Source organism: Achromobacter veterisilvae (assembly GCF_037619525.1).
GTDB lineage: Bacteria > Pseudomonadota > Gammaproteobacteria > Burkholderiales > Burkholderiaceae_B > Achromobacter > Achromobacter veterisilvae.
The window spans coordinates 4,398,995-4,418,283 of record NZ_CP148753.1 but is presented as its reverse complement, the minus strand read 5'-3'; the positions used below and the strand labels follow the sequence as shown (position 1 = coordinate 4,418,283).

13 protein-coding genes and 1 pseudogene are annotated in these 19,289 nt (G+C 67.2%); 8 read left to right on the top strand and 6 right to left on the bottom strand.

Annotated elements, in window-relative coordinates:
• Positions 1–102: 102 nt before the first annotated feature.
• Together WHX56_RS20430 and WHX56_RS20425 are read right to left on the bottom strand one after the other, a co-directional pair.
• Positions 103–1,668: a Fic family protein gene (locus WHX56_RS20430; protein ID WP_338878816.1), complete on the bottom strand. Its 1,566-nt coding sequence runs from the start codon at positions 1,666–1,668 to the stop codon at positions 103–105.
• Between the two features lie 372 nt (positions 1,669–2,040).
• Positions 2,041–2,970 carry a YicC/YloC family endoribonuclease gene (locus WHX56_RS20425; protein ID WP_129240803.1) on the bottom strand — a complete coding sequence of 310 codons (930 nt, stop codon included), beginning with the start codon at positions 2,968–2,970 and terminating at the stop codon, positions 2,041–2,043.
• A gap of 185 nt (positions 2,971–3,155) precedes the next feature.
• Between WHX56_RS20425 and rph the strand changes: the two genes are divergently transcribed.
• Positions 3,156–3,890 (top strand): ribonuclease PH, encoded by a 735-nt coding sequence (rph, locus tag WHX56_RS20420; RefSeq protein ID WP_287753201.1) that lies wholly within the window; start codon positions 3,156–3,158, stop codon positions 3,888–3,890.
• 284 nt (positions 3,891–4,174) lie between these two features.
• On the opposite strand, the gene WHX56_RS20415 is transcribed toward rph, so the two are convergent.
• Both WHX56_RS20415 and WHX56_RS20410 read right to left on the bottom strand, forming a co-directional pair.
• A complete protein-coding gene (locus tag WHX56_RS20415) occupies positions 4,175–5,557 on the bottom strand; it encodes an MmgE/PrpD family protein (protein ID WP_129240805.1) in 1,383 nt (460 codons plus the stop codon).
• Positions 5,558–5,571: 14 nt separating this feature from the next.
• Positions 5,572–6,732, bottom strand: a complete 1,161-nt coding sequence (locus WHX56_RS20410) for an acyl-CoA dehydrogenase family protein (protein WP_287755125.1) — start codon at positions 6,730–6,732, stop codon at positions 5,572–5,574.
• 227 nt (positions 6,733–6,959) lie between these two features.
• On the opposite strand from WHX56_RS20410, the pseudogene WHX56_RS20405 reads away from it, so the two are divergent.
• Positions 6,960–8,393, top strand: a pseudogene (locus tag WHX56_RS20405) (methyl-accepting chemotaxis protein); the annotation flags it as partial.
• Positions 8,394–8,543: 150 nt separating this feature from the next.
• On the opposite strand, the gene WHX56_RS20400 reads toward WHX56_RS20405, so the two are convergent.
• Positions 8,544–10,397: a GGDEF domain-containing protein gene (locus WHX56_RS20400; protein ID WP_338878815.1), complete on the bottom strand. Its 1,854-nt coding sequence runs from the start codon at positions 10,395–10,397 to the stop codon at positions 8,544–8,546.
• 204 nt (positions 10,398–10,601) lie between these two features.
• Here WHX56_RS20400 and rdgB point away from each other — a divergent pair, with 204 nt between their 5' ends.
• From rdgB to ntrC, 5 genes are all read left to right on the top strand, one after another.
• Positions 10,602–11,225 (top strand): RdgB/HAM1 family non-canonical purine NTP pyrophosphatase, encoded by a 624-nt coding sequence (gene rdgB, locus WHX56_RS20395; RefSeq protein ID WP_338878814.1) that lies wholly within the window; start codon positions 10,602–10,604, stop codon positions 11,223–11,225.
• A gap of 40 nt (positions 11,226–11,265) precedes the next feature.
• A complete protein-coding gene (gene hemW, locus WHX56_RS20390; RefSeq protein ID WP_338878813.1) occupies positions 11,266–12,489 on the top strand; it encodes a radical SAM family heme chaperone HemW in 1,224 nt (407 codons plus the stop codon).
• A 184-nt stretch (positions 12,490–12,673) separates the two neighbouring features.
• Positions 12,674–14,086, top strand: a complete 1,413-nt coding sequence (gene glnA, locus WHX56_RS20385) for a type I glutamate--ammonia ligase (protein WP_129240809.1) — start codon at positions 12,674–12,676, stop codon at positions 14,084–14,086.
• 179 nt (positions 14,087–14,265) lie between these two features.
• Complete coding sequence (gene glnL / locus WHX56_RS20380; RefSeq protein ID WP_129240810.1) at positions 14,266–15,330, top strand: nitrogen regulation protein NR(II); 1,065 nt, start codon at positions 14,266–14,268, stop codon at positions 15,328–15,330.
• A complete protein-coding gene (gene ntrC / locus WHX56_RS20375) occupies positions 15,330–16,820 on the top strand; it encodes a nitrogen regulation protein NR(I) (protein ID WP_338878812.1) in 1,491 nt (496 codons plus the stop codon). Before glnL ends, ntrC begins: the two co-directional genes overlap by 1 nt.
• Positions 16,821–17,460: 640 nt before the next feature.
• Here the strand turns inward: ntrC and WHX56_RS20370 are convergent.
• Positions 17,461–18,375, bottom strand: a complete 915-nt coding sequence (locus WHX56_RS20370) for a LysR family transcriptional regulator (RefSeq protein WP_129240812.1) — start codon at positions 18,373–18,375, stop codon at positions 17,461–17,463.
• A 170-nt stretch (positions 18,376–18,545) separates the two neighbouring features.
• On the opposite strand from WHX56_RS20370, the gene WHX56_RS20365 reads away from it, so the two are divergent.
• Positions 18,546–19,244, top strand: a complete 699-nt coding sequence (locus WHX56_RS20365; protein WP_129240813.1) for a pirin family protein — start codon at positions 18,546–18,548, stop codon at positions 19,242–19,244.
• The last annotated feature ends 45 nt before the right edge of the window (positions 19,245–19,289 follow it).

Sequence of the window (19,289 nt, the reverse complement as noted above, 5' to 3'; positions counted from 1 at the left end):
TCCGCTCTTGCATGTATTTCTGCATCAACGGCTTTAGCAAGGCTTGGGCGCAAATAGTTGGGGCGGCCGCACAGGCGGGGCCGGCGGCTGCAATTGAGCAGATCAGCCGGGCCGCGGCAAGGGGTGCAGTGCCTGCTGTCGAGTCAATTGCGCGACAAAGCTCGCGAACGGTTCAATCTCGCCGTAGGAGCTTGCGCGCTCCAACGCCTGCATGTAGGCCTGCCGCTGTTGTACGGGGATGACGGTCCAGACGTAGCCGCCGGTGGCGAGCAGGGCATTCATCAGGAATCGGGCCAGCCGGCCGTTGCCGTCCATGTAGGGGTGGATGAAGACGAACAGGAAATGCCCAAGAATGGCCCGGACGGCCGGATGCGATTCGTTTTCGATAAGTTCGAACAGCACGGGCATGCATTCGCGCACCGCTTCCTTGGCAAGGGGGACGTGCAAAGCGCCGCGAATGAATACCTGGTTATTGCGCCATCCAGCAAGATCCGAAGGCTTGAGCAGGCCGGCTTGCACGCTGGGGCTGAAGAGCGCCAGGTACCAGGCGCCCAGCGCTTCGCGCAGGCCTTGAGGGCGGGCCTGGTTCGCCTGCTGTTGCAGTGTCCGGGATATGAAGTCCTTGACGAGTTTGTAGGCCTCGAAATATCCCTTGGCCGCCATGGCGTCGCGTTGTTGACGATCCGAGCCTTCCGGATCCCAGGCGCCGTTGCGGACCTTCTCGATCAAGTCCGCCGTAACGTGGTAGCCCTCGATGGACAGCGAGTGATAGGCGTCCGCCACGTAGCGTGCTTCGATGTCCTTGATAATCCGGGCCTGATTGGTGGGCAAGGGTGCAGGGGTAGGGAACGCGGCGATCACGGATTCACGCATGGCCGCCCAATTCAGGCGCAGGCGTTGCACGTGGGGCGAGACGGGACGGTCCGCGATCAGTGGCGCTGGCGGCGCATCGAACGGCGAGGCCTCTTGAACCGTGTAGCCGGCCCCGCGCAGGGTATCGGCAATGTTGTTCGCGAAATCGGCCCGGCCCACTGCGCGAAACGCGCCCGCCAACCGTCCGCCGATGACGGAGTGGGAACCGTCGAGTAGCCGCCGCAGCAGTGGCGAGGTGTCGTCGACCATCCCCAGCGCGATGCGCGCGGCCAACGGCTGTTGCACGAAAAATGCGGAAGACACGGCAACGAGCGCATCCGTGAGAGTCACGAGCCGGATACCTTGATTCTCCGCGTGGGGCTCGGCAGGCAGCAGCCCGGGCGCGCGATAGATGAACAAGGAACAACCGTGGGGCAATTGCACCAACTGGTTATTGCCCGAGATGGACCAGACCTGTAGCTGTCGGGGAAGGGTGCGCTCGCCCGAACGCAGCAACAGGGAGGTCTCGGGCCCGAGGTGCCAATGCTCCCCGAAACGGGAGTCACAATAGCCGGCGACGAAGTCGCGCATTCCGGCGAACCATGCGGCGGTGCTGCCTTCGATGCTAACGGTGGAGAGGTCTGGCCGGGCGGGTAGATACCAGCCTTTGATGACCTCGTGTAGGTATCCTGCCTTGCTCAAACGCTCCCGATGGGTCCGCGACAAGGCGGAGCCTCGAACGACGCGCTGGCCGCTGTCCTGGATAGCTTTGAGCTGTTCGAGGGATGCGGCAAGTTTTTCGTTGGAAGTCGCCATGGTTCGATGGTTACACTAATTTTAAGGTTTATTATTTCACTATTATTGTGATGTGTCACTACACTAGTTTTGTGATTTGTCCACACACTACTTTTCTGTGTTCACCAAAATGGGGGGCTTTCCGCTAGAGAAAACAAAGAAACGCGACGGGAGAAGGTCGGCCCGCTCGCGCGGGCGGAAGCGGTGTGAACGATAAGTTCAGGCCAGCGCTTCGATGACGGTTTGAGGGTTCCGCTCGATTGTGCGGAGACGCGGGACGCGAGGGTCTCGATAGGCCACTTTCCAAGCGGACCTATCGCGGATGGCGGCAACGGGTTGGATGCAGGTAGGGCAGCCTCCTGGCCGCCCTGTCGAGCATTGGGGAATGTCAGGCTATTCGATATTCTGCGCCTGCTCCCGCATCTGTTCGATCAGCAGCTTCAAATCCATGGCGGCGCGGGTGACGTCCATGCTGCCGGCCTTGGAGCCCAGGGTGTTGGCCTCGCGGTTCATTTCCTGGAACAGGAAGTCCAGGCGCTTGCCCGCGCTGCCGGCCTGCTTTTTGCCCGATGGCTTGCCGCCGCCGTCGGTGAGCAGGTGGCGCAGCTCTTCCAGGTGCGAGCGCAGGCGCGACAGTTCTTCCGCCACGTCGATGCGCAGCGCGAACAGGTTCGCTTCCTGCGACAGCCGTTCCGAAAGCTCGGCGCCGGAGATGTGGGTGAAGCCGCCGGGAAAGGCGGATTCGACGCTTTCGCGCAGCTTGGCCGCCAATTTGTCGCGATGGTCGGCCAGCAGTTGTGGCAGGTGGGTTTGCACCGTGTCGACGATGCGCGCCACGCCGTCGGCGCATTCGCGCATCATGCCGGCCAGGCGCTCGCCTTCGCGCGCGCGGCCTTCCTGGAGCTGGGTCAGCGCCTGCTGGGCGGCCTGCATGCAGGCCGCGCCCCAGGCCTGCGGATCCAGCGCGTCGTTGGCGCGCTGGCCGGGCCAGTTGAACAGTTCGACCAGGCGGGGCGGGGCGATGTCGGGGACGATGCGGCGGGCGGCCTGTAGCTGCTCGGCCAGGCTTTCCAGCCAGGCGGGGTCCAGCTTGGACAGGTCGGTGCTGGCGTTGCGCGTGTAGGAAACGCGGATTTCGACCTTGCCGCGCCCGAGGTTGGCGGTCAGGAGTTCGCGCAGCGGCGTTTCGACGTGGCGCAATTCGTCGGGCAAGCGGAAGTACAGATCGAGGAACCGGCTATTGACGCTGCGCAATTCGAGCGCCAGCGTGCCTTGTTCCAGGTCTGCTCGGGCGTTGCCGAAGGCGGTCATGCTGCGAATCATGATGTGCGTGTCCTGGTGATGCTTGTATTGGGGACCGGTGGCGCCGATGCCCGCCATCCCGCGCGTGCTGGGACGGGCCGGGGGCGCCGAACCGGATATATCGCGGCAGGATACTCCAAGCGGCGGTTTCCTGTGGCGGCAGCCCGTACAATGCGGCCAATCGAAGCCCTGTCTGGAGCCTGCCTGTGACCATTGCCCCTTCCATCGCCCGTCCTTCGGGCCGCGCCGTCGACGAATTGCGGCCGTTCAGCCTCGAACGCGGATTTACGCGCTATGCCGAAGGTTCGGTGCTGGTGAAGGCCGGCAATACCCACGTGCTGTGCACGGCCAGCGTACTGGAAAAGGTACCGCCTTTCCTGAAGGGCAAGGGGGAAGGCTGGGTAACCGCTGAATACGGCATGTTGCCGCGGGCCACGCACACGCGCGGCGACCGCGAGGCGGCGCGCGGCAAGCAAAGCGGCCGCACGCAGGAGATCCAGCGCCTGATCGGACGCAGCCTGCGCGCGGTGTTCGATATGAAGGCGCTGGGCGAGCGCACCCTGCACCTGGATTGCGACGTGCTGCAGGCCGACGGCGGGACGCGCTGCGCCAGCATCACCGGCGCCTGGGTGGCGGCCGCCGATGCGGTGGCCCTGCTGATGAAGCGCGGCGATCTCGCCGCCAATCCGATCCGCGACGCGGTGGCCGCCGTGTCGGTCGGCCTGGTGGAAGGCCGCGCGGTGCTGGACCTGGACTACCAGGAGGATTCGGCCTGCGACGCCGACGTGAACGTCATCATGACGGGCAGCGGCGCTTTCGTCGAAGTGCAGGGCACGGGCGAAGGCGCGACCTTCACCCGCGCCGAACTGGATACGATGCTGATGCTGGCCGAAGGCGGCATCGCCGGCTTGGTGCGCGCGCAGAGAGCGGCGCTGGCCTGACATCGCGCATAGCGTCCTTTTCGGTGTCTGACACCCGTATGCGTTGATCTTTGGATTGCCGCGTCGCTTCCCGGGTGTCTGACACGTCCATGTGCGTGGGTGTCAGACACCCGCGAGGCTCTGCTTCAGGCCGTAAGCACGTCTCGTATGGGTGTCTGACACTGATCTGAAGAGCGTCCTTTTCGGTGTCTGACACCCGTATGCGTTGATCTTTGGATTGCCGTGTCGCTGCCCGGGTGTCTGACACTGATCTGGCACCGGCCGTGCAGACATCCGCCGCCGCGTCAGCCTGCTTTCCTGGGCAGCAGCGCGTCCACCTTGTCCATGCTTTCCAGGTTCCAGATCGCGTCGATCAGGCCGCGCAGTTCCGGTTCGGTGGCGGCGCCGGCGTAGCGGCCCAGGCTGAGCGTCTTGTCCTCGATTTCGGCGCGGCTCAAGGTGTTGCCGGGGTCGCCCTTGGGCTCGTCCACGCGGCTGTGCAGCTTGCGGCCGTCGCGGGTGTAGACGGTGACCTTGCCGATCCAGCGTTGCGGATAGGCGCCGTCGACTTCCGGATCCAGTTCCATTTCGACCTTGCCGCGGAAGGCGGTGACGCCGGGGTCGTCCAGGCCGGCGTCGAATTCGGCCAGGCCCGCGCGGCCCTGGCGGGCGATCAGGGCCAGGACGGTGCCCATCGAGAACTTGGACTGGTGCACGGTCTGGGGATTGACGACGGGGCCGAGCACGTCGATGGCGCCCTGGTGGACGTGGGCGACGACGCGTTCGATGTCGGCCTCGGCCAGGTTGTTGTCGCGCAGCGCCTGCTGCAGCGCGTCCGCGGCCGGGTGGGTGTGGCGGCAGGACGCGTGGAATTTGAACGAGGTTTCGGCCAGCGCCCAGCGCTCGCCCAGGCGGTCGCAGAGGCGGCTGGGGTCGGCGTCGGTGGACATGCCGGCGGCCATGCCTTGCGGGCCTTCCAGGATGTGGCGCGCGCCGGTGAAGCCGTCCTGCGCCAGGTAGGCGGCGGTGATGCCGTCGGCGGCGGCCTTGGCCGTGTGCAGTTGCTTGGAGTCGGCTGCGTCGCGCAGGAATTCCCACAGGCCCGCGGCCTGGGTGCCGGCGGAGCCCAGCGCGTTCAGCATCGCTTCGGGAGACAGGTTGAGCAGGCGGCCGGTGGTGACGGCGGCGGCCAGGGTGCCGGCGGTGCCGGTGGTATGGAAGATCTTGTAGTGCGAGCGGCCCAGGAATTCGCCCACGCGGATGCCCACTTCATAGCCGGCGACGGCGGCCACCAGCAGGTCGCGGCCGGAGCGGCCCAGCGCCTGCGCCACGGCCAGCGCGGGCGGGAACACGACCGCGGCGGGGTGGAACACGGAACCGTTGTGCACGTCGTCCTGTTCGACCACGTGGGCGGCCGCCGCGTTCACCATGGCGGCGAACAGCGGCGTGGTGCGGCGGCGGGTGATCAGGACTTCGCTGGCGCCGTCGGCCGGGCCCATGGCGGCGGCGTAGCGGTCGATGGCCTGCACGGCGCGCGCCGAGGCGCCCGCCAGGATGGAGGCCAGGCAGTCCAGCAGCAGGTCTTCGGCGCGGCGCAGGACCGGCGCGGGGATGTCTTCGTAGCGCAGGTTGGCGGCAAAGGCCGCGAGTTCGGCGCTCAGGTGGGGGGTGTCTTTGGCTGCGGTCATGGATGGCTGGCGGCTCAGAAGGAACGGGGCAGGCCCAGGATGTGTTCGGCGACGTAGGACAGGATCAGGTTCGTCGAGATGGGCGCGACCTGGTAGAGGCGGGTTTCGCGGAACTTGCGCTCGACGTCGTATTCGTTGGCGAAGCCGAAGCCGCCGTGGAATTGCAGGCAGGCGTTGGCCGCTTCCCAGGAGGCGTCGGCCGCCAGCAGCTTGGCCATGTTGGCCTGCGCGCCGCAGGGTTGGTGCGCGTCGAACAGGCGGCAGGCTTCATAGCGCATCAGGCTGGCCGCTTCCACGTTGATGTGGGCGCGCGCGATGGGGAACTGAACGCCCTGGTTCTGGCCGATGGGGCGGCCGAACACCATGCGTTCCTTGGCGTAGGCGGTGACCTTGTCCACGAACCAGTAGCCGTCGCCGATGCATTCTGCGGCGATCAGGGTGCGTTCGGCGTTCAGGCCGTCCAGGATGTACTTGAAACCCTTGCCTTCTTCGCCGATCAGGTTCTCTTCGGGGATTTCCAGGTTGTCGAAGAAGAGTTCGTTGGTCTCGTGGTTGACCATGTTCGGGATGGGCCGGATGGTCATGCCGTGCTTCACGGCGTGATGCAGGTCCACCAGGAAGATCGACATGCCTTCCGATTTGCGGGTGACCTGTTCCAGCGGCGTGGTGCGGGCCAGCAGGATCATCAGGTCGGAGTGCTGCACTCGCGAGATCCAGACCTTCTGGCCGTTGATGACGTAGCGGTCTCCGCGCTTGACGGCGGTGGTCTTGATCTTGGTGGTGTCGGTGCCGGTGGTGGGTTCGGTGACGCCCATCGATTGCAGGCGCAGTTCGCCCGCGGCGATGCGCGGCAGGTATTCGCGCTTCTGGGCTTCCGAACCATGGCGCAGCAGCGTGCCCATGTTGTACATCTGGCCGTGGCAGGCGCCGGAGTTGCCGCCGCTGCGGTTGATTTCCTCCATGATGACCGACGCTTCGGTCAGGCCCAGGCCGGACCCGCCGTATTCCTGCGGGATCAGGGCCGCCAGCCAGCCCGCTTCGGTCAGCGCGCGGACGAACGCTTCGGGGTAGCCGCGTTCTTCGTCGACCTTGCGGAAATATTCGGAGGGGAATTGGGCGCAGAGATCGCGCACGGCTTCGCGGATGTCCTGGTAGGCGTGGGAGGCGTTGGTCATGAGACTGTTTCTGGATGGGGAAGGGTTCGGTACAGGGTTGAATGTGCCGCAAGGCGCCGTCCGTGCCAATTCACAATTGGTTAATACGGGGTTCCTGTTCGCAAAAGCGCGGTTTGATGACGGGAGTTTGTCAGCTCCGCCGCGGGGTTGTGTCAAGAAATTGCCAAACTGGGTGTCCATAATTCCGCCGAGGCCGCCGCGGGCGGCGAGGTAACACACGGACGGATATGCGGAAAAACATCAGGGTCACGACGGCGTTGTCGGCCATTCTTGCGTTGTTTGTGGTGCTGTTCGCCGCCGCGGCGGCAGCCGGCATCGCCGTATTGCGCGACAACCGCGCGGCGATCGAGGCGCTGGGCCGGGGCAGCATCGAACGGGCCAGCGATCTGGCGGACATGACGAGCCGGCTGTTCCAGGCCCGCGCCGCGCTGACGGACGCCAAGACGGCGATGGAAGGCGGGCTGGAAGAGGCGCGCGACGCGTCGCTGGCGCACGCCGACACGCTGCTCAAGCAGGCCGCGGCCAGCCTGGCGCGCCTGCGCGCCAACCCGGACGCCAGCGCGCGGGGCGCGCCCCTGTTCGGCGAGGTGCTGGCCGCCCACGCCGCTTTCGCGGACAGGACGCTGGCGCCCATGCTGGCGGCCATCAAGGGCTGGAACGGGATCGAGGTCAACCGGCTGGCCGACAAGGTGCTGCCGGGCAGCGGCGCGGGCTACGTCAAGCAGGCGGACGCCTACCAGGCCTACGCGCGGGAACAGGGGCAGGCCGCGGTGGCCGGCGCCAGCCTCATGCTGGAACGCGTGATCGCGGTGGCGGCCGGCGTGCTGGCGGCGGTGCTGCTCCTGGCCGTGGCGATCCGGCTGGCGTTCCGCCGCGGCATCCTGCGTCCGCTGAACGAGGCCGGCGCGCACTTCGACCGCATCGCGGACGGCGACCTGACGGGCGCCATCGCCCTGCGCGGCGACAACGAGATCGGCGTGCTGTATTCCGCCATGCGTCGCATGCAGACCGGCCTGTCGGCCGCGGTGGCGTCGGTGCGGCGCGGGGTGGAGGAAATCCATACCGGCTCCGGCGAGATCGCCGCCGGCGGCGCCGATATGTCGGACCGCAGCGCCCGCCAGGCCGGTTCGCTGCAAGAGGCCGCCGCCAATCTGATGCAGCTCGCGCATACCGTGCAGTTGACGGCCGGCAACGCCGACCAGGCCAACCGGCAGGCGCTGGGCGCCACGCAACTGGCGCAGCGCGGCGGGCAGGCCGTCGAGGAGGTGGTGCGGAGCATGCGGGACATCGCCGACAGCGCGCGCCGCATCGGCGAGATCGTCGGGGTGGTGGACAGCATCGCCTTCCAGACCAATATCCTGGCGTTGAACGCCGCCGTGGAAGCGGCGCGGGCGGGCGAGCAGGGCAAGGGCTTCGCGGTGGTGGCGGGCGAGGTGCGCTCGCTGGCGCAGCGCAGCGCGCAGGCGGCCAGGGAGATCAAGGGCCTGATCGAAGACTCCGCCGCGCGGGTGGAGGCCGGCGTGCGGCAGGTCGGCCTGGCCGGCGACACCATGCGCGACATGGTCGTGTCGGTGGACCGCGTGACGCAGATCGTGGCCGAGATTTCCAGCGCCACGGCGGAACAGGCGGCCGGCATCGCCTCGGTGAACGACGCGGTGGCCGACATCGAGCGGTCCACGCAGGAGAACGCCGCCATGGTGGAGCAGACCGCGGCGGCGGCCGCGGCCCTGGAGGCCCAGGCGCAGGGCCTGCGCCGGGCGGTGGCGGTGTTCCGGATCGCCGCGCCGGGCCAGGCCGGCGCGGGGCAGGCTTTAGCTGTCGAACCGCGGCAGCGGGGCGCCGGCGTAGCGCTCGGTCACCAGCGACAGGTTCCCGTGCTTGACCTTGTGCTTGACGTGGGCGGCGGCCGAGGCGATGTCCTCCGGGCGGATGCGCTCGCATAGCGACGGCGTGACGGTGAGGGCGCCCACCCCCAGCGTCACGAACGGGAAGAAGCGGGGCACGCCGTAGCGGTCTTCGGCTTCGATGCCGCCGTTGCGGCGGCCTTCGTCGTCATACAGGTCCATGGCGCGCTCGTTGAATTCCGCGATGATGCGGCGGGCGCGCTCCATCCAGTCGGGGCTGCGCAGCAGCACCACGAAATCGTCTCCGCCGACGTGGCCGACGAAGTCCCGCTGCGGATCGCAGTGGCGCTTGATGACTTCCGCGGTCAGCCTGATCATGTCGTCGCCGCGCCAATAGCCGTAGACGTCGTTGAAGGGCTTGAAATTGTTCAGGTCGCCGTAGCAGACCGTGAAGTCGTCCGCGTCCTCCAGCAGCGTGGCGATGTGCCGGCTGATGGGGATGTTGCCGGGCAGCGAGGTCAGCGGATTGGCGTAGCGCGCCGCCTCGATGCGCATCTCCGTCACCGAGCGCACCAGCGTTTCGCCAGTGGCCAGGCCGTCGTAGCGGCCGTCGCGGGTGATGATCAGGCCGTCCATCAGGTAGCGCTGGTCTTCGGAGATCAGCACGTGGCTTAGCTGGTCGATGGATACGTTCAGGTCCACCAGCACCGGTTCGGCGTTCATGAAGGTCGAGCACGCGTCGCGGCCGAACAGTTCGCGGGTATAGCGCTGCGCGTAGTGTTCCAGGAAGTCGCGCCGGTTGACGATGCCCACCGGCCGGTTGTCGGCATCCACGACCGCCACGGCATGCATGTTCTTGTTCTCGATGAAGAGCCGGTGCACGTCGTCGTTGGTGTGTTCGGGCAGCAGGGCGGCCGGCGCCTCGACGCGCAGGCTGGCGGCGGTGCCGCCGACGGCGCGCTGCGGCTGGGATGCCGGCGTCCGCACGCGCAGCGAGTCGCGCAGGGGCGGGGCCAGTTCGGTCAGCAGCATTTCTTCCGGCCGGCCCAGGAACCAGCCCTGGGCGTAGCGGATGTCCAGGTCGCGCACCACGGCCAGGTCCTCGGCGGTCTCGATGCCTTCGGCCACGACCGCGGTGCCCAGATGCTGCGCCACCTTCAGGATGGCGCGCACCATGTTCTGCTTGCGCTCGTCCTGCCCGATGCCGTCGAAGAAATAGCGGTCGATCTTGACCAGGTCCGGCTGCATCTCGGACCACAACTGGAGGTTGGAATTGCCCACGCCATAATCGTCCAGCGCCACGCGCATGCCGGACTCGCGCAGGCAGGCGAAGGCGTCGGCCAGTTCGGCCATGTGTTCGGACAGCGGATCCTGCTCGGTCAGTTCGACGATGATGCTGGACGGCGCGAGCGCGCAATCCTTCAGCAGGCGCCGGGGCATTTCCTCGCCCCACAGGGTCCAGTAATGAAGCAGCGCCGAACCGGACAGGTTCAGGAACAGCATGCCGGCGGCGTCGTGCCTCTGGAAGCCCTGGGCGCCGGCGCGGAAGCTGGCCAGTTCCAGTTGCGGATGCAGGCCCTGGCGCCGGGCTTCCGCGAACAGCGCGTCGGGAAAATGCAGCGCCGTGTCGTCGGGCCCCCGGATCAGGCTTTCGTGGCCGTAGACGCGGCTGTGGGACAGGTCAACGACGGGTTGGAAGCGCGGGCGCAGCAGCCGTTCGCGCAGTATCCCGGCGAGGTTCACGTGCGCGGGCGCGCACTTCCGGTTGGAGGAGGGAGCGCGGGCCGCGGCCGGCCGGGGCAAAGCGTGAATAGGGTCCATCGCCGGTGCGTTCAGATACGATCAGTGACAAGTTGGCCATATTGACAACAAAATATGTCTGCGTTGTTGCGCCGACGACTGGCGCGCCATCTTCCGGCGTCGACATACGGCTGTCAACAGCGATTTCGATCTTGCCCATCCGCCCCGCAGGGGTATTGCGCGCGCTGGCGGCGCGCGCAGGCCGCCGCCTATACAATTTGCCCCATGACTGCTCCCAAGATTCCCGAATCCCTGCGCCGCGTCGTGCTGGCGTCCAACAACGCCGGCAAGCTGCGCGAATTTTCCGCCCTGTTCGCGCCCCTGGGCATCGAACTGGTCCCGCAAGGCGAGCTGGGCGTGCCCGAGGCCGAAGAGCCCCACGTCACCTTTGTCGAAAATGCGCTGGCCAAGGCCCGCCATGCCAGCCGCCTGACCGGCCTGCCGGCCCTGGCGGACGATTCGGGGCTGTGCGTGGCCGCGCTGGACGGCGCGCCGGGCGTGTACTCCGCGCGCTACGCCAAGATGCACGGCGGCGAAAAGTCCGACCAGGCCAACAATGCGCTGCTGGTTCGCAAGCTGGAGGGCGTGGCGGACCGCGGCGCCTGGTACGTCGCGGTGCTGGCCCTGGTGCGTTCGGAGAACGATCCCCGCCCGCTCATCGGCGAAGGCCTGTGGCACGGCGAGATCATCGACCAGCCCGAAGGCGCCAACGGCTTTGGCTACGATCCGCATTTCTACCTGCCCGACCTGGCGCTCACCGCCGCCAGCCTCGACCCGGAGGAAAAGAACCGGCTCAGCCACCGCGCCCGCGCGCTGCGCGAATTGCTCGGCAAGCTGAGCCAGGCTTGAGGCCGCGCGCCGCGCGCGGCGCCCGGTCCAGGAACCACGCATGTCCATCATCATTCCCATCCGCAACGACATGGGCGCGTCGCCGTCGCGCCCGAAGCCGCCGTCCGGCGCCGCGCTCACCAGCCTGCCGCCGCTGTCGATCTACGTGCACGTGCCCTGGTGCGTGCGCAAATGCCCGTATTGCGACTTCAATTCGCATGCGGCGCCAGGGGGCGAGATCCCCGAACGCGCCTACCTGGACGCGCTGCGCAGCGACCTGGAGCAGGCGCTGCCGTCCATCTGGGGGCGCCAGGTGGTGTCGGTCTTCCTTGGCGGCGGCACGCCCAGCCTGCTGTCTTCGGCCGGGCTCGACGAGCTGCTGGCCATGCTGCGCGCCTATCTGAACCTCTGGCCCGACGCCGAGATCACCATGGAGGCCAATCCGGGCACCGCGGAAGCTGGCCGCTTCCGGGACTACGCCGCCAGCGGCGTCACGCGGTTTTCGCTGGGCATCCAGAGTTTCGACGACGCCCAGCTCAAGAAGCTGGGGCGCATCCACGACGCCGCGCAGGCCAGGGCGGCCATTGAAATGGCGCAGCGCGCCGCGCCGCGGGTGAACCTGGACATGATGTTCGCCTTGCCCGGCCAGACGCTGGAGGCCTGTCTGACCGATTTGCGGCAGGCGGTGGCGTTCGGCACCGAACACCTGTCGCTCTATCACCTGACGATGGAGCCCAACACCGTCTTCGCGAAGTTCCCGCCCGAGGACCTGCCCGACGACGACACCAGCGCGGCCATGCAGGACGCGGTGGAGGTGGAACTCGCGGCCGCCGGCCTGGCCCGCTACGAAGTGTCGGCCTATGCCAGGCCGGGCGCCCGCTGCCGGCACAACCTGAACTACTGGGAATTCGGCGATTACCTGGGGATCGGCCCGGGCGCCCACGGCAAGCTGTCCTTCCATGACCGGATCGTGCGCGAAGCCCGGCTGCGCGGCCCGGATTCCTGGATGCAGGCCGCGATGGCCCGGGACGGCAGCCATATCGCGGAAAGCCGGCAGGTCGGGCCGGACGAACTGCCGTTCGAATTCATGCTGAACGCGCTGCGCCTGAAGGACGGGGTGGCCGCTACGAGCTTCGGCGAGCGCACCGGCCTGTCGCTCGCCGTCATCGCGCACCAATTGGAGGCAGCCTCGGAACGGGGCCTGCTGGACGCCGATCCCACCCGCCTGCGGGCGACGCCGCTGGGCTGGCGGTTCCTCAATGACCTCCAGGAAATGTTCCTGTAGCGTTCAGGCACCACAGTGGGGCATTCGTGCCCCATAATGTGCACCATAGTGGTGCCTTGTTTTCCCCTGACCGTGCCGCCACTCCCCGGGAATCCCTGGGGAGAAACCTGGCACGCATATTGCTTATTTGGTTTATGCCAGTCGAAGGGCAAGGCCCTCGACCCTTTTATCTAATGGAGATGACATGGCAAGCCCGAAAGACGTCCTGAAACAGATCGCCGACAACGAAGTGAAATTCGTGGATTTCCGCTTTACCGACACGGTCGGCCGTGAGCACCACGTTTCCGTGCCCACCTCCGCGATCGATGAAGACAAGCTGGAAAGCGGGCAGGCTTTCGACGGTTCCTCGATCCCGGGCTGGAAGGGCATCGAAGCTTCCGACATGCTGCTCATCCCCGACCTGGCGACGGCCAACCTGGATCCGTTCCGCGAAGAGCCGACCCTGATCCTGTCTTGCGACGTCGTCGAACCCTCGGACCTGAAGGGCTATGACCGCGATCCGCGCTCGCTGGCCAAGCGCGCCGAAGCCTACCTGAAGTCCTCCGGCCTGGGCGACACCGCCTACTTCGGTCCGGAACCCGAATTCTTCGTGTTCGACGGCGTGACCTGGAACACCGACATGTCCGGCACCTTCGTCAAGATCAAGTCGGAAGAGGCCTCCTGGTCCACCGGCCTGGATTTCGAAGGCGGCAACACCGGCCACCGTCCCGCCGTGAAGGGCGGCTACTTCCCCGTGCCCCCGGTCGATTCCTTCCAGGACATGCGCTCGGAAATGTGCCTGCTGATGGAACAGATGGGCGTGCCGGTCGAAGTGCACCACCATGAAGTGGCCGGCGCCGGCCAACTGGAAATCGGCACCAAGTTCAGCACGCTGGTGCAGCGCGCCGACTGGACGCAGATCGTCAAGTACATCATTCACAACGTGGCCCACGCCTACGGCAAGACCGCCACCTTCATGCCCAAGCCCATCGTCGGCGACAACGGTTCGGGCATGCACGTGCACCAGTCGATCTGGAAGGACGGCCAGAACCTGTTCGCGGGCAACGGCTACGCCGGCCTGTCGGAATTCGCGCTGTACTACATCGGCGGCATCATCAAGCACGCCCGCGCGCTGAACGCCATCACCAACCCCGGCACCAACTCGTATAAGCGCCTGGTCCCGCACTACGAAGCCCCGGTCAAGCTGGCCTACTCGGCCCGCAACCGCTCGGCCTCGATCCGCATTCCGTACGTCGGCAACCCGAAGGGCCGCCGCGTCGAAGCGCGCTTCCCGGACCCCCTGGCCAACCCGTACCTGGCCTTCTCGGCCCTGATGATGGCCGGCCTGGACGGCGTGCAGAACAAGATCCACCCGGGCGATCCGGCCGACAAGAACCTGTACGACCTGCCGCCGGAAGAAGACGCCAAGATCCCGACCGTGTGCTCCTCGCTGGAGCAGGCGCTGGAAGCCCTGGACAGCGACCGCGAGTTCCTGACCCGCGGCGGCGTGTTCAGCAACGACATGCTGTCGGCCTACATCGACCTGAAGATGGGCGATGTGAACCGCCTGCGCATGACCACGCACCCGGTCGAATTCGACATGTACTACAGCCTCTGATGCTTTGAGGCTGTACCTGGCGGGAGCGCGATGATGTAGGCAGAAACCAGGGCCCACGCCACGCGCACCGCCAGGACGCGGTTCGACGGATCGCCCGCCAGGCCCCGGCCCGGCGGGCGGCGGCCGGATGCTGGCGCCGTCGCGTTCCGCTTTCCCCTCACATTCGGGTATGTTGAAAAATGAATGTAGAAGCTCTCGATCTGCTAGCCACGTCCGTTTTCCTGGTCAACGAACGCGGTCATATCGAATACGCCAACGCGGCCGCCGAAGACCTGTTCGGCCGCTCGCGCAAGCAACTGGGCGGGCACTCCGCCGCCACGCTGTTCGACAGTCCGGAAAACATCCAATCCTCGATCGACCGCGCCGCCGCCGGGCGCTATGCCGACGTCAGGCAACTGGCCTCGTTGCGCCGCGCCACGGAATCCGTGGAAGTCTCGGTGACGACGGTGGGGCTGACGGGCCAGCGCTGGCCCGTGCTGATTGAAACGCGCGAGATCGAACAGCGCGTGCTGGCCGACCGCAACCACCGGCTGGTCGACGAGATCGAGGCGCACCGCGAACTGCTGCGCAACCTGGCGCATGAAGTCAAGAATCCCCTGGGCGGCTTGCGCGGCGCCGCGCAATTGCTCGAGGCCGAGTTGCCGAGCGCGGCGCTGGCCGAGTACACCCAGGTCATTATTTCCGAAGCCGACCGCCTGCAGGCGCTGGTGGACCGCCTGAGCGGCCCGCAACGTGTGCCGCTGAACGCGCGTCCGGTGAACATCCATGAAATCTGCGAGCGCGTCTGCGCGCTGATCCAGGCCGAGTTCCGCAACGACGTCACGCTGCTGCGCGACTACGACGCGTCGGTGCCCGACCTGAAGGGCGATGCCGCCCGCCTGATGCAGGCCGTCCTGAACGTGGCGCGCAACGCCGCCCAGGAACTGGTCGCGCGGCCCCAGGGGCCGCAAACCGAACCCGGTGTCGTCACCCTGCGCACGCGCGTGGCGCGGCAGGTCATGCTGGCCCACAAGCAGCACCGCCTGGCGCTGGTGCTGTCCATCATCGACAACGGTCCCGGCGTGCCGGACCACATCCGCGACCGCATCTTCCATCCGCTGGTCACGGCCCGGGCCGGCGGCACCGGGCTGGGGCTGAGCCTGGCCCAGGACTTCGTGCAGCAGCATGGCGGCATCATCGAATTCGAATCCCGACCCGGGCGCACCGAGTTTCGCCTGGTCCTTCCGATGGAGCCTGCACACTGATGAAACCCGTATGGATCGTCGATGATGACCAGGCCATCCGCTGGGTCCTGGAAAAGGCGCTGGCCCGTGCCGGCGTCCCCACCCGCAGTTTTTCCCAGGCGGCCGACGTGCTGGAGGCGCTGTCGCGCGAAACCCCGGTCGCCCTGGTGTCCGATATCCGCATGCCCGGCGGCAACGGCCTGGAGCTGCTGCGCCAGCTCAAGGAGCGCCATCCCGGCCTGCCGGTGATCGTGATGACCGCGTTCGCCGATCTGGACAGCACCGTGTCCGCCTTCCAGGGCGGGGCCTTCGACTACCTGGCCAAGCCGTTCGACGTGAACGAGGCGGTCGCGCTGATCCAGCGCGCCATGCAGGAGTCGGCGCAGCCCGAAACCCCCGAGGGGCAGGGCGAGTCGGCGCAGAACAATGAACGCTGGATGATGACGCAGTCCTCGTCCACCGCCATGCAGGAAGTGTTCCGCGCCATCGGCCGGCTGGCGCAGTCCAAGGTCACGGTATTGATCACGGGCGAATCCGGCACCGGCAAGGAACTGGTGGCCCGCGCCCTGCATGGGCACGGCGTGCGCGCCGGCGGCCCCTTCGTGGCGCTGAACGCGGCGGCCATTCCGCGCGACCTGCTCGAAGCCGAACTGTTCGGCCACGAGCGCGGCGCCTTCACGGGCGCCAACAATCTGCGCCGCGGGCGTTTCGAGGAAGCGCACGGCGGCACGCTGTTCCTGGATGAAATCGGCGACATGCCGATCGAACTGCAGACGCGCCTGCTGCGTGTGCTGGCCGAAGGCAGCTTCTATCGCGTGGGCGGCGCGCAGCCGGTGCGGGTGGACGTGCGCATCGTGGCCGCCACGCACCAGCCGCTGGAGCAGCGCGTCGAACAGGGTCTGTTCCGGGAAGACCTGTTCCATCGCCTGAACGTGATCCGGCTGCGGCTGCCGCCGCTGCGCGAGCGCGTCGAAGACATCCCGGCCCTGGCCAGCCACTTCTTGACCGCCAGCGCCCGCGCCCTGGGCGTGCCGGTCAAGCGCCTCACGCCCGAGGCGCTGGCCGTGCTGACCAAGTTCGATTTTCCGGGCAACGTGCGCCAACTGGAGAACTTCTGCCATTGGCTGACGGTGATGGCGCCGGGCCAGACGGTGGAGCCGGCGGACCTGCCGCCGGAGATCCGCGCCATGGAGCACCAGCGGATCATGAGTCCGGCGGTGCGTCCGGCCGCCCCGGTGGCCGGCGCGGGCACTGTGGTGCAGGCGTCCGCGCCCATGGACGAGGGCTCGCCGCGCAACTGGCAGGATTCCCTGCTGCGCGACGCGCAGTACCGTCTGGAACGCGGCGAACCCGCGGTCATGGCCACGCTGACGCGCCAGTTCGAAAAGATCCTGCTGCAAAGCGCGCTGGACGCCAGCCGCGGCCGGCGCGTGGAAGCCGCGTCGCGGCTGGGCATCGGCCGCAACACCATCACGCGCAAGCTGCGCGAGCTGGGCATCGAGGACGAGTGATGCGGCGGGGCAGGGTGGTGTCTCAGTGTCTGACACCCGTATGAGATGCCCTTCCGGGTTGAGGCAAGCCTTCCCGGGTGTCTGACACCAACATCTGATGTGTCAGACACCCGGGAAACACCGCGGCAGGCCGACGGCCATCGCGTACGGGTGTCAGACACTGGGCCTGTTAAAGGCATCAGACACTGCGCTTGTTGCGACTACCACGCGCAAGCTGCGCGTCGAAGACGAGTGATGCGGCAGGGCAGGGTGTCTCAGTGTCTGACACCCGTATGAGATGCCCTTCCGGATCAAGGCAGGCCTTCCCGGGTGTCTGACACCAACATCTGATGCGTGTCAGACACCCGGGAAACACCGCGGCAGGCCGACGGCCATCGCGTAGGGGTGTCAGACACTGGGCTGTTGCGACTACCACGCGCAAGCTGCGCGTCGAAGACGAGTGATGCGGCGGGGCAGGGTGTCTCAGTGTCTGACACCCGTATGAGATGCCCTTCCGGATCAAGGCAGGCCTCCCCGGGTGTCTGACACCAACATCTGATGTGTCAGACACCCGGGAAACACCGCGGCGGGCCGACGGCCATCGCGTACGGGTGTCAGACACTGGCCTGTTACGGGTGTCAGGCACCGGCCCCTGTCGCGACTACCCCAGCCCCAGCAGGCTCTCGCACAACCGCGGGGACTTCAGTTTCTGCAACCACCACTTCAGCGCCTCGCCCGGCGGCTCGGCCCGCCAGGCGTAGGCCACGTGTTCCGTCAGGGACATGCCTTCGTCCGTCTCGCACACCGCCAGCAGGCCCTGCGCCAGGTACGGCGCGGCCAGCGTCAGCGGCAGGTAGCCGCAGCCCAGGCCGCGGACCTGGGCGTCGATCTTGGCCTGCATGGTGGGCATGACCAGCGTGGGCTGGTCCGCCAGGATGCCGCGCGTCTGCGGCGCCAGGTTCCGGGACGTGTCGGCCACCACCACCGCGCAGTAGCGGGTAATGTCGGCGCGGCTGAGCGGTTGCGGCAGCGAGGCCAGCGGGTGGTGGGCGGCCACGCAGAATGCGAATTGCGTCTGCCCCATGGCTTGCGAGCGGTACGGGCCGGTGGGCTCGCCCGCCGCGCCCGCGCCGATGACCAGGTCCGCGCGGCCCGCGGTCAGGGCGTCCCAGTTGCCGCTCAGCACCTCGCTGGAGAAGCGCAGGGTGGTGGCGCTGCCCAGCGCCTGGAACTCTTCGATCAGGTCGTAGAGCGGACGCCAGGGCAGCACGGCGCTGACGGCGATGCGCAGCTCCACCTCCCAGCCCGTGGCGATGCGCTTGACGCGGCAGGCCAGGTCGTCCAGCGATTGCAGGACGTGGCGCCCGTCCCGCAACAGCGTCTCGCCCGCCGGGGTCAGCAGGGCCCGGTGGCCCGACCGGTCGAACAGCAGCACGTCCAGGCCGTCCTCGAGCTTGCGGATGGAATAGGTGACGGCGGAGGGCACCTTGCCCAGCTCGCGCGCGGCCTTGGCGAAGCTGCCGTGGCGCGCGATCGCGTCCACCAGGATCAGCAGTTCGGGGGTGATGGGCTGCATGGGGATCTATCGTTCAAATTGATTGAATGGTTCCGTCAAAATATAGCGCCAAACCGCGGACATGGCACGCGCACAATATCACTCATGCCGGTGCTGCGGCGGAATCTCCCGGATCGGGAGCGATACGCAGGGCCGAACCACCATTCACATTATTGAAACAGGAGTCCGCAATGCTTACGATTCGCCGCGCCGCCGAACGGGGCCACGCCAACCACGGCTGGCTGGATTCGTTCCACACCTTTTCCTTCGCCAACTATTACGACCCGGCCCACATGGGCTTCGGCGCGCTGCGCGTGATCAACGACGACCGCATCGCCGCCGGCCGCGGCTTCGGGACGCACGGGCACCGCGACATGGAGATCATCACCTACGTGCTGGACGGCGCGATCGCGCACAAGGACAGCATGGGCAGCGGTTCGACCATCCTGCCCGGCAACGTGCAGCGCATGAGCGCCGGCCGCGGCGTGATGCATTCCGAGTTCAACCCCCTGCCGGATACCGAAACGCACATGCTGCAGATCTGGATCGAGCCCGACGTCGCCGGCATCGCGCCCGAGTACGAAGAGCGCGGCTTCAGCGACGCGCAAAAGCGCGGCCGCCTGCAAGCCCTGGTGTCGGCCGACGGCATCGACGGTTCGATGAAGATCCACCAGGACGCGCGCCTGTACTCCGGCCTGTTCGACGGGGCGGAATCCGCCGCGCTGGACCTGGCCGCCGGCCGCCGCGCCTGGGTCCACGTGGCGCGCGGCAGCGTGCTCGTCAACGGCACCGAACTGTCGGCCGGCGACGCCGCCGCCATCACGGACGAAAGCCGTGTCGAGCTGTCGGGCGGCAAGAACGCCGAAGTGCTGGTGTTCGACCTGGCATGACGCTTGCGCCGGGCGGAATTTTCCGCCCGGCTGGCCTTAAGATGG

Coding starts and splice junctions, on each gene's coding strand:
- WHX56_RS20430 (WP_338878816.1), bottom strand. CDS start 1,668: ATGGCGACTTCCAACGAAAAACTTGCCGCATCCCTCGAACAGCTCAAA.
- WHX56_RS20425 (WP_129240803.1), bottom strand. CDS start 2,970: ATGATTCGCAGCATGACCGCCTTCGGCAACGCCCGAGCAGACCTGGAA.
- WHX56_RS20415 (WP_129240805.1), bottom strand. CDS start 5,557: ATGACCGCAGCCAAAGACACCCCCCACCTGAGCGCCGAACTCGCGGCC.
- WHX56_RS20410 (WP_287755125.1), bottom strand. CDS start 6,732: ATGACCAACGCCTCCCACGCCTACCAGGACATCCGCGAAGCCGTGCGC.
- WHX56_RS20400 (WP_338878815.1), bottom strand. CDS start 10,397: ATGGACCCTATTCACGCTTTGCCCCGGCCGGCCGCGGCCCGCGCTCCC.
- rdgB (WP_338878814.1), top strand. CDS start 10,602: ATGACTGCTCCCAAGATTCCCGAATCCCTGCGCCGCGTCGTGCTGGCG.
- hemW (WP_338878813.1), top strand. CDS start 11,266: ATGTCCATCATCATTCCCATCCGCAACGACATGGGCGCGTCGCCGTCG.
- glnA (WP_129240809.1), top strand. CDS start 12,674: ATGGCAAGCCCGAAAGACGTCCTGAAACAGATCGCCGACAACGAAGTG.
- glnL (WP_129240810.1), top strand. CDS start 14,266: ATGAATGTAGAAGCTCTCGATCTGCTAGCCACGTCCGTTTTCCTGGTC.
- ntrC (WP_338878812.1), top strand. CDS start 15,330: ATGAAACCCGTATGGATCGTCGATGATGACCAGGCCATCCGCTGGGTC.
- WHX56_RS20370 (WP_129240812.1), bottom strand. CDS start 18,375: ATGCAGCCCATCACCCCCGAACTGCTGATCCTGGTGGACGCGATCGCG.
- WHX56_RS20365 (WP_129240813.1), top strand. CDS start 18,546: ATGCTTACGATTCGCCGCGCCGCCGAACGGGGCCACGCCAACCACGGC.